At 61.3% G+C, this 15,092-nt stretch carries 15 protein-coding genes; 11 read left to right on the top strand and 4 right to left on the bottom strand.

Features of this window, described 5'->3' with window-relative positions; all coding sequences use genetic code 11:
* The first annotated feature begins 464 nt into the window (after window positions 1–464).
* The 3 genes from hslV to VX159_RS14900 all read left to right on the top strand — a co-directional run bounded on the left by hslV (window position 465) and on the right by VX159_RS14900 (window position 3,351).
* Window positions 465–1,001, top strand: coding sequence for an ATP-dependent protease subunit HslV (gene hslV, locus VX159_RS14910; RefSeq protein WP_371323663.1), 537 nt, complete (start codon window positions 465–467; stop codon window positions 999–1,001).
* A gap of 8 nt (window positions 1,002–1,009) precedes the next feature.
* On the top strand, window positions 1,010–2,347 hold the full coding sequence (gene hslU, locus VX159_RS14905; RefSeq protein ID WP_371325539.1) for an ATP-dependent protease ATPase subunit HslU: 1,338 nt from the start codon (window positions 1,010–1,012) through the stop codon (window positions 2,345–2,347).
* An 83-nt stretch (window positions 2,348–2,430) separates the two neighbouring features.
* A complete protein-coding gene (locus tag VX159_RS14900) occupies window positions 2,431–3,351 on the top strand; it encodes an AEC family transporter (protein WP_371325538.1) in 921 nt (306 codons plus the stop codon).
* Window positions 3,352–3,491: 140 nt separating this feature from the next.
* On the opposite strand, the gene VX159_RS14895 is transcribed toward VX159_RS14900, so the two are convergent.
* The 3 genes from VX159_RS14895 to VX159_RS14885 are packed head-to-tail and all read right to left on the bottom strand — an operon-like array spanning window position 3,492 to window position 5,403.
* Window positions 3,492–3,863 carry an RNA-binding S4 domain-containing protein gene (locus tag VX159_RS14895; protein WP_371323662.1) on the bottom strand — a complete coding sequence of 124 codons (372 nt, stop codon included), beginning with the start codon at window positions 3,861–3,863 and terminating at the stop codon, window positions 3,492–3,494.
* A 2-nt stretch (window positions 3,864–3,865) separates the two neighbouring features.
* Window positions 3,866–5,128, bottom strand: a complete 1,263-nt coding sequence (lysA, locus tag VX159_RS14890; protein ID WP_371323661.1) for a diaminopimelate decarboxylase — start codon at window positions 5,126–5,128, stop codon at window positions 3,866–3,868.
* Window positions 5,125–5,403, bottom strand: a complete 279-nt coding sequence (locus VX159_RS14885; protein ID WP_371323660.1) for a hypothetical protein — start codon at window positions 5,401–5,403, stop codon at window positions 5,125–5,127. Before VX159_RS14885 ends, lysA begins: the two co-directional genes overlap by 4 nt.
* Here VX159_RS14885 and cyaY point away from each other — a divergent pair.
* Window positions 5,393–5,710 (top strand): iron donor protein CyaY, encoded by a 318-nt coding sequence (cyaY, locus tag VX159_RS14880; RefSeq protein ID WP_371323659.1) that lies wholly within the window; start codon window positions 5,393–5,395, stop codon window positions 5,708–5,710. The two genes, VX159_RS14885 and cyaY, sit on opposite strands and share 11 nt — an antisense overlap.
* 101 nt (window positions 5,711–5,811) lie before the next feature.
* On the opposite strand, the gene VX159_RS14875 is transcribed toward cyaY, so the two are convergent.
* A complete protein-coding gene (locus VX159_RS14875) occupies window positions 5,812–8,121 on the bottom strand; it encodes a penicillin-binding protein 1A (RefSeq protein WP_371323658.1) in 2,310 nt (769 codons plus the stop codon).
* Between the two features lie 158 nt (window positions 8,122–8,279).
* On the opposite strand from VX159_RS14875, the gene VX159_RS14870 reads away from it, so the two are divergent.
* From VX159_RS14870 to aroB, 7 genes are all read left to right on the top strand, one after another.
* Complete coding sequence (locus VX159_RS14870) at window positions 8,280–9,365, top strand: pilus assembly protein PilM (protein WP_371323657.1); 1,086 nt, start codon at window positions 8,280–8,282, stop codon at window positions 9,363–9,365.
* Window positions 9,362–9,931, top strand: coding sequence for a PilN domain-containing protein (locus VX159_RS14865; RefSeq protein ID WP_371323656.1), 570 nt, complete (start codon window positions 9,362–9,364; stop codon window positions 9,929–9,931). The genes VX159_RS14870 and VX159_RS14865 overlap by 4 nt, the downstream gene beginning before the upstream one ends.
* Window positions 9,931–10,620: a type 4a pilus biogenesis protein PilO gene (locus tag VX159_RS14860; protein ID WP_371323655.1), complete on the top strand. Its 690-nt coding sequence runs from the start codon at window positions 9,931–9,933 to the stop codon at window positions 10,618–10,620. The genes VX159_RS14865 and VX159_RS14860 overlap by 1 nt, the downstream gene beginning before the upstream one ends.
* Window positions 10,620–11,165 carry a pilus assembly protein PilP gene (locus VX159_RS14855; protein ID WP_371323654.1) on the top strand — a complete coding sequence of 182 codons (546 nt, stop codon included), beginning with the start codon at window positions 10,620–10,622 and terminating at the stop codon, window positions 11,163–11,165. Before VX159_RS14860 ends, VX159_RS14855 begins: the two co-directional genes overlap by 1 nt.
* A complete protein-coding gene (gene pilQ, locus VX159_RS14850) occupies window positions 11,162–13,375 on the top strand; it encodes a type IV pilus secretin PilQ (protein ID WP_371323653.1) in 2,214 nt (737 codons plus the stop codon). The genes VX159_RS14855 and pilQ overlap by 4 nt, the downstream gene beginning before the upstream one ends.
* An 82-nt stretch (window positions 13,376–13,457) precedes the next feature.
* Window positions 13,458–13,985: a shikimate kinase gene (locus VX159_RS14845; protein WP_371323652.1), complete on the top strand. Its 528-nt coding sequence runs from the start codon at window positions 13,458–13,460 to the stop codon at window positions 13,983–13,985.
* Entirely contained in the window at window positions 13,985–15,064 is a 1,080-nt protein-coding gene (gene aroB, locus VX159_RS14840) for a 3-dehydroquinate synthase (RefSeq protein WP_371325537.1), read from the top strand. Before VX159_RS14845 ends, aroB begins: the two co-directional genes overlap by 1 nt.
* Window positions 15,065–15,092: the final 28 nt, after the last annotated feature.

Genomic DNA, 15,092 nt, shown 5'->3' with positions numbered 1-15,092 from the left:
CAGGCGGGCCGGGGGTTTTCGGCGAGGACTGTTTGAGGCCCGCAGGGCCGAGTTCCGCAGCCGCCCGGCTCGCCGAGTAGCGCAGGGTAGTCGGCGCAGCCGACCGCGTAGCCTGGGGTCGCCTTTTCTTTGGCTACTTTCTTTTGGCGAAGCAAAAGAAAGTACGCCCGCGCGTCAGGCGCGGACAGCCACTGTAATCATTTCCGATCAGGCCGGCGGTTCGGCAGTGTAATTGCAGTAAGGCGCAAGTCGCCGGATGTATTCGTGACACGGTCAACCCGAAAAAAAGCAAAAGCCGTGTTCTGCTGAGGCGAAACGGCGCTGGCCAAGAATCGGGTTGGGCGCCCGCTCCAGAGGGCGATTTACCGTGCTCTCCGTCCGCCCCAACAATCCCCATCCCCCATCTTGAATCCCCCCGATTCATCCCCATCTATCTTCCTTATCTCTCGTTCAGGAAGTCTCGCATGGAGCAATATCACGGCACGACCATCCTTTCCGTGCGCCGGGGCAACTCGGTGGCGATGGGGGGGGATGGGCAGGTGACGCTGGGGAATATCGTCATCAAGGGAACGGCGAAGAAGGTACGGCGTTTGTATAACGGCCGGATTCTGGCCGGGTTTGCCGGCGGGACGGCGGATGCGTTTACGCTGTTCGAGCGTTTCGAGGCCAAGCTGGAGAAGCATCAGGGCAATCTGGTGCGTTCGGCGGTGGAGTTGGCGAAGGACTGGCGTTCGGACCGGGCCTTGCGCCGGCTGGAGGCAATGTTGTCGGTGGCCGACCGCGATGCGTCGCTGGTGATTACCGGTAACGGCGATGTGCTGGAGCCGGAGCACGGCATCGTCGCCATTGGCTCGGGCGGGGCGTATGCGCAGAGCGCGGCGCGGGCCTTGCTGGAGAATACCGAGTTGTCGCCGCTGGAAATCGTCACCAAGTCGCTGGAGATTGCCGGCGATCTGTGCATTTACACCAATCGCAATTTCACGCTGGAAGTCCTCGAATGAGTACCTCGATTCTGGGTTTTACCCCGCCGGAGATCGTTTCCGAACTCGATAAGCACATCGTTGGCCAGAAGGCGGCCAAGAAGTCGGTGGCGATTGCCTTGCGCAACCGCTGGCGGCGGGCGCAGGTGGCCGAGCCGCTGCGCCAGGAGATTACGCCCAAGAACATCCTGATGATCGGGCCGACCGGCGTCGGCAAGACCGAGATTGCGCGCCGCCTGGCGCGGCTGGCGAATGCGCCGTTCATCAAGGTCGAGGCGACCAAGTTCACCGAGGTCGGCTATGTCGGCCGCGATGTCGAGACCATCATCCGCGATCTGGTCGAGATGGCGATCAAGAGCCAGCGCGAGCGGGCGATCAAGGCGATGCGCGCGCGCGCCGAGGATGCCGCCGAGGATCGCGTGCTCGACGTGCTGCTGCCGCCGGCGCGCAGCCCCGGCTTTTTTGCCGAGGAGAATGCGTCGACCGCAGATAACGCGACCCGCCAGAAATTCCGCAAGAAACTGCGCGAGGGCGAGCTCGACGACAAGGAAATCGACATCGAAGTAGCGATGCCGTCGATGCAGGCCGAGATTTTCGCCCCGCCGGGGATGGAAGAGCTGACCCAGCAGATTCAGGGCATGTTCCAGAACATGGGCAACGGCAAGAAGAAGTCGCGCAAGATGCCGATCAAGGAGGCGCTCAAGCTGCTCACCGACGAGGAAGCGGCCAAGCTGGTCAACGACGAGGAAATCAAGCTGGAGGCGGTCAAGGCGGTCGAGCAGAACGGCATCGTCTTCATCGACGAGATCGACAAGGTTGCCAGCCGTTCCGAGATGCAGGGCGCTGACGTGTCGCGCCAGGGCGTGCAGCGCGACCTGCTGCCGTTGGTCGAAGGCACCACGGTGTCGACCAAGTACGGCATGATCAAGACCGATCACATCCTGTTCATCGCGTCCGGTGCCTTCCACCTGTCCAAGCCGTCGGACCTGATTCCCGAGCTGCAGGGTCGCTTCCCGATCCGTGTCGAACTCGATTCACTGTCAGTCGCCGATTTCGAATGCATCCTGACTCAGACCGATGCCTGCCTGACCAAGCAGTATCAGGCCTTGCTGGCGACCGAAGGGGTGAATATCGAGTTTGCCGCCGACGGTATCCGCCGTCTGGCCGAGATCGCCTTCCAGGTGAACGAGCGCACCGAGAACATCGGCGCCCGCCGCCTGCATACGGTGATGGAAAAGCTGCTCGAAGAGGTTTCGTTCGACGCCGGCAAGATTGGTCTGGAGCAGGTCTTGGTCGACGCCGCCTACGTCAATCAAAAGCTGGGCGAAGTCGCCGCCGACGAAGATCTGTCGCGTTATGTGCTGTAATCTGCAGCGCTAGTTTGTTCGTCCCGCGAGTGGTAGCGCTCGCGGGCAAACCCGGATGGCCGGCAGCGCCGATGGCGCGCATCATGCCGGCCATCGTCTTTGGTGGAGTGCAGCCCGTGGAAAATGCCAGTCTCAGCCTGCGTCTTGCGGCGATCCTGTTCCCGATCTTCGGCATTGTTGCCGCTGGTTTTTTCTACGCGCGCAAGCACAAGCCGGAAATGGCGGTCGCCAACCGCCTGAATATGGATGTGTTCGTCCCGGCGCTGGTTTTTGCCGCGATGGCGGGCAAGTCCTTTGACCTCGCCGCCTACGCGCCGCTGGCCTTGGGCGGTTTTCTGCTGCTGGCGCTGTGCGGCCTGCTGGCGTGGCCGGTGGCCCGGCTGTGCGGCGTGCAGGCGAAAACCCTGGTGCCGCCGATGCTGTTCAACAACTCCGGCAACATCGGCCTGCCGCTGGCGGTGCTGGCCTGGGGCGAGAGCGCCCTGCCGGCGGCGGTGATCCTGTTCATGGTCGAAAACACGCTGCACTTCTCGTTTGGCGCCCGCCTGCTTGACCCGAGTACGCGGCTGCTGACCTTGTGGCGGATTCCGGTGGTTTTTGCCGCGATCGCCGGGTTGACCGTGGCGATCCTCAAAATCCCGGTCTGGCCGCCGGCGCTGATCGCGATCAAGATGCTCGGCGATGTGTCGGTGCCGCTGCTGCTGTTTTCGCTTGGCGTGCGCATGACCGACGTGCGTTTCAACGAGTGGAAACTGGCGGTCGGCAGCGCCCTGTTGCGCCCGGTCGTCGGGATGCTGATCGCGCTCGGCCTGATCCAGCTGCTCGGCCTGCAGGGGCGTGACGCAGCGATGCTGTTCGTCTTCGGCGCGCTGCCGCCGGCGGTGCTCAACTTCCTCTTTGCCGAGCGTTACCAGCAGGAGCCGCAGCGGGTCGCGTCGATCGTGCTGATCGGCAACCTGGCGGCGCTGCTCTTCCTGCCGCTGGCGCTGGCCTGGGTCTTGTGATTTTGCCGCTCTGCCACGGTCGACCGTGGCAAAGGCTAAAAAGCCGGTAACAGCGGCTGGCTGATGGATGGCCGAGCAAGGCCCGGTCAGCGGTGCAGCCGGCGAGGCGCGCCGGGAGCGGCGGACTCGCGTTCCTGCGTTTACTCGCCGAAGCGTTGCAGTTGCCGCCGGTCGCGCTTGGTCGGGCGGCCGTGCAGGTCGGCGGCGGGTTCGACGGTGAATTTGCGGCGCTGCTGCTCGGCTTCGCGGGCGGCAATGCTCTCCGCCGTTTCTTCGTAGAGCAGCCGCGCTTCCGGTGCCGGGCCGCGTTTTTCCGACAACGCCTGGACGATCACTTCCCAGCGGGTGTCGCCGTTATGAATCTCCAACCGGTCGCCGGGTTTGACTTCGCGCGCCGGCTTGGCGGCGGCGCCGTTGAGCTTGACCTTGCCGCCGCTGACCGCATCGCTGGCCAGGCTGCGCGTCTTGAAAAAACGCCCGGCCCACAGCCATTTGTCGATGCGGACGCCCATGCTCAGGCCGGCAGGACGGCTTCGCCGGCGTACAACTGTTCGACGCTTTCGCGCTGGCGGATGACGTGGACCGTGTCGCCGTCAACCATCAGCTCGACCGCACGCGGGCGGGTGTTGTAGTTGGAGGCCATCGCCATGCCGTAGGCGCCGGCCGACATCACCGCCAGCAGGTCGCCGGGCTGGACGTTGAGCGGGCGGGCCTGGCCGAGGAAGTCGCCGCTTTCGCAGACCGGGCCGACCACATCGTAGTCGCGGCTGGCGCCGTCGCGCGGAGCGACCGGGTTGATGTCGTGCCAGGCTTCGTAGAGCGCCGGGCGCATCAGGTCGTTCATCGCCGCGTCGATGATCGCGAAGTTCTTGCCTTCGCCTTCCTTGAGGAATTCGATCTGGGTGAGCAGCAGGCCGGCGTTGCCGACCAGGCGGCGGCCCGGCTCCATGACGATCTGCAGGCCACGGCCGGCGAGCTTGTCGAGCAGCGGATTGAGGTAGGAGGCGACGGTCGGTTGTTCCTGCTCGGCCTGGTACTTGATGCCGAGGCCGCCGCCGATGTCGATGTGGTGCAGCTGGATGCCTTCCACGGTCAACTGGTCGACCAGGGCCAAAATCCGGTCGAGGGCTTCGACGAAGGGCGAGGGGTCAAGCAACTGCGAGCCGATGTGGCAGTCGATGCCGGTGACGGCAATGTTCGGCAAAGCGGCGGCGCGACGGTAGAGGGCGAGCGCCTGTTCGTAGGCGACGCCGAACTTGGCTTCCTTGAGCCCGGTCGAGATGTAGGGGTGGGTCTTGGGGTCGACGTTGGGATTGACGCGGAAGCTGACCGGCGCCTTCTGGCCGCATTCGCCGGCGACCTGGTTGAGGCGCTCGAGTTCGGGGGCAGATTCGACGTTGAAACAGAAAATGCCGGCGGCCAGCGCCTGCTTCATTTCAGCGGCGGTTTTGCCGACGCCGGAGAAAACCACCTTCTTCGGATCGGCACCGGCGGCCAGCACGCGCTGCAGTTCGCCGCCGGAAACGATGTCGAAACCGGCGCCCATGCGCGCGAAAACGTTGAGCACGGCGAGGTTGGAGTTGGCCTTGACGGCGTAACAGACCAGTGCGCCGGCACCGGCCGGATGGGCGCCGAGCACGTCCTGGAATTCCTTGAGCGCAGCGGTCAGCGCGGCACGCGAGTAAACGTAGGCCGGGGTGCCGTATTCGGCGGCAAGCGTGGTCAGGGCGACGTTTTCAGCGTGCAGGACGCCGTTCTTGAGAGAGAAGAAGCTCATTGTGGGGTGTCTTTCCGGGGCGTGCTAAGATCGGCGGGCAACGGCTTGGTGGCCGGCTGGACAGGGGCTTTGGCGTTGCCGAACAGTGGTTCGGGCGCCGGGCCTGGCGGCAGCACCAGCGGCCCTTTGAGGCCGCAGGCAGTGAGTTGGGAGCCGGCGGTCAGGGCCAGCAGAAGCGCGGCAAGTCGGAGCATGGCAACAATCGTAAATGCCGCCAAACCTGATTGTGGCGGCAGAAAACAAAGAAACGGATGGTAGCACACGATGGATGACAAGGATTTCAGCAGCGCGGCGGACGCAATCCTGGCCCGGATCGATCAGGCGCTGGAGGCTTGCGATGCCGATTTGGACTTTGAGTTGCAGGCCGGCGGGATACTCGAAATCGAGTTCGCCGATAGCAGCAAGATCATCGTCAATCGCCATGCCGTGGCCAAGGAAATCTGGGTTGCGGCGCGCGCGGGGGGCTTCCATTTCCGCTGGCAGGATGGTCAGTGGGTCGATACCCGCGATGGTGCCGAATTGTTGCAGAAGCTGTCGGCTCTGGCGTCGCAGCAGGCAGGTGAGCAGGTGCTGCTGAAGTAAGTCGCTGCTATCTCCCGCAGGCCTGGCTTTTTACCGGCAAGCAAAAACAAGAAAGCCGATCTCAAGGATCGGCTTTCTTGTTTTTGCGGACTTGCCCGGATTTAGTCGCTGGGTGGCTTGCTCAAGTCCGGGCGTTCCGGCAGCGGCGGCGGATTTTCTTCGGCTGGCGCTTCCTTGTGCGCATTTTCGGAGTAGACGAAGTTGCGCTCGCGTCCTTCTCCGCTGGCGACTAGTCCTTCCGGCTGCGGCAAGGTCGCGATTGGGGCGTCCTTGAGCGCCCGCTGCATGTAGCCGATCCAGATCGGTAACGAGGCAACGCCGCCGGTTTCGCTGTTGCCCAGCTTTTTCGGCTGGTCGAAACCCACCCAGGCACAGCCGGCAACGCTGACCTGATAGCCGCAGAACCAGGCGTCGACATATTCGTTGGTGGTCCCGGTCTTGCCTGCCAGGTCCTGACGCTTGAGGATGGCCGAGGCCTTGGCTGCTGTGCCGTAGATGGTCACATCACGCAACATGGTGTCCATCATGAAGGCATTGCGGGCGTCGATGGCGCGGATCGATTCGTCGCCGGCCTCGGTGGTGCTGGCTTGCGCGATCACCTGGTTGCGCTCGTCACGAATCTCGCGCACCACATAAGGGCTGATCTTGTAGCCGCCGTTGGCAAAGACCGCGTAGCCGGTGACCATTTGCCAAGGCGTCACCGAACCGGCGCCGAGAGCCATGGTCAGGTAGGGTGGGTGCTTGTCGGCGTCGAAGCCGAAGCGGCTGGCGTAGTCTTGCGCATACTGCGGGGAGATGGCTTGCAGCAGGCGGATCGAGACCATGTTCTTCGATTTGGCGAGAGCGGTGCGGATGCGCATCGGGCCTTCGTATTTGCCGTCGTAGTTGTGCGGGGTCCAGGCCTGCGAGCCGGTTTCGCTGGCCGAAATGGTGATCGGTTCGTCGGCAACGATGCTTCCCGGGGTGTAGCCCTTTTCCAGCGCAGCCGAATAGATGAAGGGCTTGAAGCTGGAGCCGGGCTGACGCCAGGCTTGGGTGACGTGGTTGAATTTGTTGCGGTTGAAGTCGAATCCGCCAACCAACGCATGGATCGCGCCATCCTTGGGTGATACCGCGACAAATGCCGATTCGACTTCGGGCAGCTGGACGATCTGCCATTGGCCCTTGTCATCCTTGTTGACCCGGACAATCGCACCACGTTTGAGGCGCTTGTTCGGCGGCGCCTTGTCGTCGAGCATGCGGCTGGCGAATTTGATCGCATCGCCCGACAGGTTGAGGATTTCTCCGCCCTTGCGGTAAACCTTGACCTGCTTGCTGTCGGCCGCGAGTACCAGTCCGGGCAGCAGGTCGCCCGCGTCCGGAATGTCCTGCAGGGCTTCGTCGATGGCCTCGTCCTGGTCGGATTTGATGTCTTTCAGATCGAGGTAGGACTCGGCGCCGCGATAGCCGTGGCGCTTGTCGTAGTCGAGCACGCCCTTGCGCAGCGCAGCGTAGGCGGCTTCCTGTTCGCCCTTGATCAGGGTGGTGTAAACCTTGAGGCCGCGGGTGTAAACATCGTCCGGGAAACGTTCGGCAGCAATCTGGCGAGCCATTTCGGCAACGTATTCGGCGTGCACCGCGTAATCCCCGAGGTCGCGCTTGAGCACCAGCGGTTCCTTGAGTGCCGCCTCGTACTGGCTGTCGTTGATGTGCCCGAGTTCGTGCATCCGGCGCAGGACGTATTGCTGGCGGAGGCGGGCACGTTTCGGGTTGACGATCGGGTTGTAGGCTGAGGGGGCCTTGGGTAGTCCGGCCAGCATGGCTGCTTCGGCGATGGAAATGTCTTTCAGCGGTTTGCCAAAGTAGATCTGGGCAGCGGCGGCAAAGCCGTAGGCGCGTTGGCCAAGGAATATCTGATTGATGTACAACTCAAGAATCTGATCCTTGCCCAGATTGCTTTCAATCTTGAACGAGAGCAGGATTTCGTAGAGCTTGCGGCTGTAGGTCTTCTCGCTGGACAGGAAGAAGTTGCGGGCAACCTGCTGGGTAATCGTCGAGGCGCCCTGGCGTTTGCCGCCGCCGACGACGTTGGTGACTGCGGCGCGGAGCATGCCGAGATAGTCGATCCCGCCATGCTGGTAGAAGCGGTCGTCTTCGGCCGACAGGATGGCGTTTTTCATCACCGGCGGCACTTCGCCAATGGCGACCACAGCGCGCCGTTCTTCGCCGAACTCGCCGATCAGGTGGCCGTCGGCGGTGTAGACACGCAGAGGAATCTTGGGGCGGTAGTCGGTCAGGACTTCGAGCGATGGCAGGTTCGGGTAGGTCAGTACCAGCACGATCAGTGCGATGGCAACGCCCATCGCCAGCAGGCCTGAAACCAGCAGTAGCGGGTAGAGAATCAGGCGGAGGGGGAGAGGTAACGAGGACAAGATGGTCGGCAGGGAAATTGGCGTGCGGCGATTATACGCTGCTGCCGGAGGGCTTCCTGAAAGTCCTTTACAGTGCAGGGGCTTGTTGTTAGGATTTAAAGTGAATTATTGAATTTTGTTATAACTTCGTATTCCATAAGGGAATTTTGGGGGGTCTGGTGGGTTTCGATATCTCCTCGCTGTTGAATCCCAAAGCCCGTTCCCTGTTCGGGCTGGATATCAGCTCGTCTGCCGTCAAGGTGCTTGAATTGAGCGCTGGGGGCAAGGGTGGTTATCGTGTTGAGCGCTACGCGATAGAGATACTGCCCAAGGATGCCGTAGTTGACGGCAACATCATCAATTTCGATGCCGTGGTTGAGACCGTGCGCCGGGTTTGCAAGCGCTTTGGCGCATCGACGCAGAATGTGGCGATGGCTTTGCCGGCGTCGGCGGTGATTACCAAGAAAATTCTGGTGCCCTCGGGTTTGCGCGAGGAGGAGTTGGAGGCTCAGGTCGAGGCTGAGGCTAACCAGTACATCCCCTTTTCGATTGATGAAGTGAACCTTGATTACCATGTGATCGGCCCCTCTGCGACGGCACCGGACGAACTGGAAGTGTTGCTCGCCGCTTCCAAGAAGGAACGGGTCGAGGATCGGGTGGCCGTGGCTGATGCTTCCGGACTCAAGGCTGGGATTGTCGATGTTGACTCGCTGGCGGCAATGGCGGCTTTCGAGTTGATCGAAAAGCAGTTGCCCAATGCCGGGCGCGATCAGGTGCTGGCCTTGGTCGATGTTGGGGCCCACTCGACCAATCTGACGGTGCTGCGCAATGGGCAGCAGGTGTACACCCGTGAGCAGGCGTTCGGCGGGGTCCAGCTGACCCAGGATATTGCTCGCCAATACGGCATGACCTTTGAGGAGGCCGAGACGGCCAAGCGCAGCGGTAGTCTGCCCGATAGTTATCGCGACGAACTGTTGCTGCCATTCATGGAAAGTCTGGCGCTGGAAGTGTCGCGCGCGCTGCAGTTTTTCTTTACGTCGACGCAATTCAATCAGGTTGACCATCTGGTGCTGGCAGGCGGGTGTGCGGTGATTCCGGGGCTCGATGAAATTGTTGCCACGCGCACTCAGGTCAATACCTTGGTGGCCAATCCCTTCGCCGGCATGGCCGTTTCCGACAAGGTGCGGGCAAAGGCGTTGCTGGCCGACGCTTCCTCGCTGATGGTGGTGTGTGGCCTGGCGTTGCGGAGGTTTGACCCGTTATGATCCGCATCAATCTGCTACCGCACCGGGAGGCGGCGCGCAAGGCGCGGCGCGAGCAGTTCTACCTGCTCGCCGGACTGGTCGCCGCGCTCGGCTGTGTCATCGTTTTTGCCGGCTATACCCTGATCGGCGGATATGTGACCGCTCAGGAGGATGCCAACGCTTATCTGAAGGGCGAAATTGCGCAACTCGACAAGCAGTTGGAGGAAATCAAGGGGCTCAAGGAGCAAACCCGGGCACTGCTGTCGCGCAAGCAGGTGATCGAAAATCTGCAGAAAGATCGCGGAGAAACCGTTCATCTTCTGGCTGAACTGGTGCGCCAGGTGCCCGAGGGGGTGTATCTGAAGTCGCTCAAGCAGGATGGCTTGAAAATCGACATCGGTGGTTTTGCTCAGTCAAATGCCCGGGTGTCGGCGCTGATGCGCAATCTGGAGGCGTCGCCCTGGTTGGAGAACCCGCAGTTGGTTGAGGTCAAGGCGGTGAACCAGAATGGACGTCGCCTGAACGAGTTCAGCATGAATTTCACGATCACCCGGAGCGAGCCGGAAGAAGTGAAGGGGAAGAAGTGATGGCGGCCAGCAAGCTTTCCCTGCCAAAAATTGACGTCCAGGCCTTGCTGGACGAGTTCCGTTACATGAACCCCAACGATCCCGGAAGCTGGCCTCTGTTCCCCCGGGTGGCCGTTCTGATCGGTCTGTTCTTGGGTCTGGTGTTTCTCGGGTGGCTGCTGGTCTGGGACGATCAGCTGACGACCCTGGAAACCCGGCGCAACGAAGAGCAATCGCTCAAGGAACAGTATCTCGAGAAAAAGCGGCAAGCGGTCAATCTGGGTTTGTACAAACAGCAACTGGCTGAAATCGATCGCTCGTTCGGCGCCTTGCTCAAGCAATTGCCAGGCAAGGCCGAAATCGAGGCCTTGCTGATCGAGGTGAATCAGGCTGGCCTGGGGCGTGGCCTTCAGTTCGAGTTGTTCAAGCCTGGGCAGGTGCAGGTCAAGGAGTTTTATGCGGAAATGCCGATTGCCGTGAGGGTCAACGGCAGCTACCACGATCTTGGTGCGTTTGCCGCTGACGTTGCACGCTTGCCCCGGATCGTGACCCTGAACAATCTGGTACTCGCACCGCAGAAGGACAGTCCGGCGCTGACGCTGGATGCGCAAATCAAGACTTTCCGCTATCTCGACGAAGATGAACTGGCGGAACAGCGCAAGGCGGAAGCCGCTCGCAAGAAGGAAAAGGCTGCGGGAGGCAAGAAATGATGCTGGCACGTCTGCTTTTCCTGTTGTCAGCACTGGGGTTAGCCGCCTGTAGCGGGGGCGACCACGAGGATTTGCGCCGCTGGGCGGCCGAAAATACCCGTGACTTGCAGCCGCATATTCAGAAATTGCCTGAAATGAAGCCCTATCAGGCGGTGGTGTACGATGTCGAAACCCTTCTCGACCCCTTCCGCCCGGGCAAGATCGAGCCTGAAGGGAAGCCGCGTGGAGGCGGCAAGGGGGGCGTTTTCCAGCCGGATTTCGAGGCGCGGGAGTTACGTAACAGCCTGCTGGAGAAGTATCCGCTGGAAACCCTGAAAATGATTGGTTATCTCTATGTCAATCGCAAGCCGATGGCGGTGATCCAGGCTGAGGATAAGGTCAAGCAGGTACGGGTAGGCGATTATCTGGGGCAGGATTTCGGCCGGGTGAAACGGGTGACCGAGAGCGAGGTCGAGGTGCACGAACTGGTGCAGGATTCTGCGGGGGAATGGACGGAGAGAACCAGTTTCCTCTATCTGCAGAGCACGGACGGGGGTAAGAAATGAAATGGATCAAGACGTGGGCGCTGCTTGCCGCCGGACTGTTGCTGGCGCCCTTGGCATCCGCCCAGGGGGCGGGGAAGGAAAACGCCATTGAGGGGCTGCAGGTCGCGCGTCAGGGCAATGAAATTGCCGTGCGGATCGATTTGCGCGAGCCGTTGGCAGAACTGCCCGCCAGCTTTGCGATAGCGGCTCCGGCGAAAATTGCGCTTGATTTCCCGTCGACCGTGAATGCCTTGGGAAAAAACAGCCAGATCATCAACGAAGGTGATTTGCGCAGCGTGAACGTGGTGCAGGTTGGTGAGCGGACCCGGATGGTCCTGAACCTGATCCAGAAAATGAATTACAAGACCCGGCTTGACGGCCGGGCCTTGTATTTGACGCTCTCGCCTCTGACTTCGATGGTGGACTCGGTGGCGGCCAAGAATACCCGTTTTGCCGAAGAGCGGCTGTTTGCCGGGCGCCATGCGATCCGCGATCTCATGTTCCGGCGTGGCAAGGATGGCGAGGGTCGGGTTCTGGTTGAGTTGAGCGATGCCGGAACCGGAATCGACATTCGGCAGCAAGGCAGCAATCTGGTGGTCGATTTTGCCAAGACCTCCTTGCCTGAGCATTTGCAGCGCAAGCTGGATGTGGCCGACTTTGCAACTCCGGTGATGTCGGTTGAGTCTCGCGCCAATGGTGACAATGTCCGCCTGGTCATCGCGCCGAAGGGGCTCTGGGAACATAACGCCTACCAGAGCGACAATCAGTTCGTGATCGAGGTGCGGCGTATACAGGAGGACCCGAACAAACTGGTGCAAGGCAGTACGGTCGGTTACCAGGGGCCGCGCGTCAGTATCAATTACCAGAATGGCGATGTCCGGGCCCTGTTGCGCCTGATGGCCGAGGAACTCGGGCTGAATGCCGTGATCAGTGAAACAGTTAGCGGGACGACGACTCTGGTACTCAAGGATGTTCCGGCCGATCAGGTGATCGATATCATTTTTCAGCAAAAAGGGCTGGATATGCGCAAGAAGGGCAATATCGTGATGATTGCCCCGCGTGACGAAATCGCAACCCGCGAAAAGCTCGATTTCGAGGCCAAGCAGCAGATCAGCGAGCTGGAGCCGCTGAAAATGGAGCAGTTCATTCTGAATTACCAGAAGGCAACCGATGTGGCGCGCCTGCTGGCCGGTCTGCCGCCGCTGCCACCTTCCGGGGCCGCAGCGGGGGCCGGTGCCACGACGACGCCGACCCCGCCGGTGACCCCGGGGGTGGCATCGGCAACGCAGCGGATTCTCAGCAAGCGGGGGAGTGCGGTTGCCGATCCGCAGTCGAATCTGCTGTTCGTCAATGACATTCCGTCGAAGCTTGAGGAAATCAGGACCTTCATCAAGGCGATCGATGTGGGTGCCCGGCAAGTCATGATCGAAGCTCGAGTGGTCGAGGCGCACGATGCCTTTAACAAGGAACTGGGGATGCGTCTGGGGCTGATCAATTCGCGTCCGGTGCGGATAGGTGGGACGGGAAGTACTTACATTGCCGGGGGTGAAATGAAGCCGGCGGTGTCGGCAACTTCGACGACACCGGGAACGCCTGCAACACTGGTGCAGAATCCGATGGTCGGGGTCAATCTGCCGATGAAGGTTGAAAACACCGGCCGGGTCGGATCGTTTGCCCTTTCGTTGTTCAATGCCTCGGTGACGCGCATTCTCAATCTTGAGCTGGCTGCTTTGGAGTCCGATGGCGGCGGCAAGATCATTTCCAGCCCGCGCGTGATCACCGCCAATAACGTCAAGGCAAAAATCGAGGACGGTACCGAGGTGCCGTATGTGACCACGCAAAACAGTGGCGGCACGATCACCCGGACAATCAGCTTCAAGCCGGCCAAGCTGTCGTTGGAGGCAACCCCGCAGATTACGCCCGAGGGAACCGTGCGGATGGCCCTGATCGTGAAAAAGGAAGAGCCTGACTGGACGCGTTCGGTGGAGGGTAATCCGCCGATCAAGAGTTCGATCGTCGAAACCAATGTGGTGGTTGAAAACGGTGGTACGGTGGTGATTGGCGGGGTCTTCATCACCAATAACGAGTCGAAGACCGACAAGGTCCCCTTCCTGGGCGATCTGCCTTTCCTGGGCTGGGCGTTCAAGTACAAGTACGACAAGGGCGAACGGCGCGAATTGCTGGTATTTATTACGCCGCGAATCATTTCGGACAAGATGCAGGTCGATTGATCGGGTGTCGGGTCATTTGTGTTACGGGCCGGAGATTCCGGCCCGATTTTTGTGCCGGCAGCAAGTCGGCTAGAATCCGCCTGTGGAAAATCGTCGCAATATCTATCTCGTCGGCCTGATGGGGGCTGGCAAAACGACTGTCGGGCGTCAGCTGGCCAAACGGCTGGGGCGAGTCTTTTACGATACCGATCATGAAATTGTCGAGCGCACCGGTGTGGCGATTCCGACGATTTTTGAAATCGAAGGCGAAGAGGGCTTCCGGCGGCGTGAAACGCAAACCTTGCACGAGCTGACCGCCGGTGACAATGTGGTCCTGGCGACCGGCGGTGGCGCTGTACTGCGTGAGGAAAATCGCCGTTGCCTGCACGACACTGGCTGGGTGGTTTATTTGAATGTGCCCCCTTTGCTGCTTTACCAGCGGACGCGGCACGACAAGAATCGCCCCCTGTTGCAGGTGGCCGACCCGCTCGCCCGTCTTGAAGAGCTGTATGCCGTGCGTGACCCGCTGTATCGGGAGACTGCGCACTTCGTCGTCGATGGCGCCAGCTTGGTCGCCTCGGGCATCGTCAATCATCTATTGCGCGAGTACAAGCGCCTTTCCTCGTCATGATCCAGACTCTGCAAGTCGCGCTCGCCGAGCGCTCCTATCCGATTCACATTGGCTCCGGTCTGCTTGATCGCCCGGATTTACTGGCGCCGCATTTTGCTCAGAAGAAGGCCTTGGTGGTCAGCAATGAAACGGTTGCGCCGTTGTACCTCGCCCGTCTCCAGGCTTCGCTGGCAGCGGCCGGAGTTGAGTCATTTGCCGCGATTCTGCCGGATGGCGAGCGTTACAAGACCTGGGAAACCCTGAACCTGATTTTTGATGCTCTGCTCGGCGCGCATTGCGAGCGCGGAACCACGCTGGTCGCGCTGGGTGGGGGCGTGGTCGGCGACATGGGGGGCTTTGCCGCTGCCTGCTACCAGCGCGGGATGCCGTTCATTCAGGTGCCGACGACCCTGCTGTCGCAGGTGGATTCGTCGGTCGGAGGCAAGACCGCGATCAACCATCCGCTGGGCAAGAACATGATCGGCGCCTTCTATCAGCCACGTCTGGTGCTGGCCGACATCGACACCCTGGCGACCTTGCCCGACCGCGAGTTGCGTGCCGGCCTGGCCGAGGTGATCAAGTATGGCCTGATCCGCGATGCCGCTTTCCTGGCCTGGCTGGAGCAGAATATCGAGGGGCTGCTGGCGCGCGATCCGGATTTGCTAGCCGAGGCCGTGCAGCGTTCCTGTGCCAACAAGGCGGAGGTGGTTGCGGCCGACGAGCGTGAAACCGGTGAGCGAGCCTTGCTCAATCTGGGGCATACCTTTGGTCATGCGATCGAGGCCGGACTGGGTTACGGCGAATGGTTGCACGGGGAGGCTGTTGCTGCCGGGACGATGATGGCCGCCGAGTTGTCGCGCTTGCTGGGCTGGCTCACCGATGCCGATGTCGAGCGAACGGAGTCCTTGTTCCGGCGGGCGGGCTTGCCGGTGCGCGGGCCGCAACTCGGCGAAGCGCGCTACATCGAGTTGATGCGCCACGACAAGAAGGTGGCGGAGGGGCGGCTGCGATTGGTGCTGTTGCGCCGGCTCGGGGAAGCGGTGCTGACTGCTGATGCCGATGAAGCGGCAATTGCCGAGGCGATACGGCGCTGCTGCTGAGAGGGGCCGAAGCAAAGGGGGCGCGCAG

Origin of the sequence: Dechloromonas sp. ZY10 (assembly GCF_041378895.1) — a bacterium.
Classification (GTDB): Bacteria; Pseudomonadota; Gammaproteobacteria; order Burkholderiales; family Rhodocyclaceae; genus Azonexus; species Azonexus aquae.
The sequence above is the reverse complement of the archived record's forward strand: the minus strand, read 5'-3'. Positions and strand labels throughout refer to the sequence as shown.

Coding starts and splice junctions, on each gene's coding strand:
- hslV (WP_371323663.1), top strand. CDS start 465: ATGGAGCAATATCACGGCACGACCATCCTTTCCGTGCGCCGGGGCAAC.
- VX159_RS14900 (WP_371325538.1), top strand. CDS start 2,431: ATGCCGGCCATCGTCTTTGGTGGAGTGCAGCCCGTGGAAAATGCCAGT.
- VX159_RS14895 (WP_371323662.1), bottom strand. CDS start 3,863: ATGGGCGTCCGCATCGACAAATGGCTGTGGGCCGGGCGTTTTTTCAAG.
- lysA (WP_371323661.1), bottom strand. CDS start 5,128: ATGAGCTTCTTCTCTCTCAAGAACGGCGTCCTGCACGCTGAAAACGTC.
- cyaY (WP_371323659.1), top strand. CDS start 5,393: ATGGATGACAAGGATTTCAGCAGCGCGGCGGACGCAATCCTGGCCCGG.
- VX159_RS14865 (WP_371323656.1), top strand. CDS start 9,362: ATGATCCGCATCAATCTGCTACCGCACCGGGAGGCGGCGCGCAAGGCG.
- VX159_RS14860 (WP_371323655.1), top strand. CDS start 9,931: ATGGCGGCCAGCAAGCTTTCCCTGCCAAAAATTGACGTCCAGGCCTTG.
- VX159_RS14855 (WP_371323654.1), top strand. CDS start 10,620: ATGCTGGCACGTCTGCTTTTCCTGTTGTCAGCACTGGGGTTAGCCGCC.
- pilQ (WP_371323653.1), top strand. CDS start 11,162: ATGAAATGGATCAAGACGTGGGCGCTGCTTGCCGCCGGACTGTTGCTG.